The 710-nt window shown below is 54.4% G+C and carries 1 rRNA gene; it reads right to left on the bottom strand.

What is annotated here, in order from left to right:
* Positions 1 to 448: ribosomal RNA gene (locus tag AC5RUM_RS21455) — 23S ribosomal RNA — on the bottom strand; the annotation flags it as partial.
* Between the last annotated feature and the right edge of the window lie 262 nt (positions 449 to 710).

Below are 710 nucleotides of genomic sequence, written 5' to 3'. Positions count from 1 at the left end.
CCAGGCGGTGCACAGCATTACGGTTACGGGGCTCACACCCTCTCCGGCCGGCCTTTCAAGACCGTTCACCTATACCTGCACTCACACCCCACCAGTCCGGCAGAACTGGAACGGAAAGTCCCACAACCCCGACCATGCAACGCCCGCCGGCTATCACACATGGAACGGTTTAGCCTGATCCGCGTTCGCTCGCCACTACTAACGGAATCACTATTGTTTTCTCTTCCTGCGGGTACTGAGATGTTTCACTTCCCCGCGTTCCCTCCACGCACCCTATGTGTTCAGATGCGGGTCACCGAGTCACTCGCGCGCTCGGCGGGGTTTCCCCATTCGGACACCCTGGGATCACAGTCCGGTTATCGACTCCCCCAGGCTTATCGCAGATTCCTACGTCCTTCTTCGGCTCCTAATGCCAAGGCATCCACCGTGTGCTCTTAAAAACTTGACCACAAAAGATCAAAAAACATTTTTCGAGAGAACCACGAAAACCAACCACACCCAACAACACCACCCACCAAAAGGCAGGGGCACCATCACGCGCAGCCAGATCCAGGTTCATATTCTTGGAAATTGCTTCTTATAAAAGATGCTCGCGTCCACTATGTAGTTCTCAAACAACAACCCCATACACCACACCCCACACACACAACCCCACAAAGAGGCCAAACATGCATGATCGGCGGCGCCAGGAAACCAGAAACACAAAACCC

This window comes from Arthrobacter sp. B2060 (genome assembly GCF_059090445.1).
The sequence above is the reverse complement of the archived record's forward strand: the minus strand, read 5'-3'. Positions and strand labels throughout refer to the sequence as shown.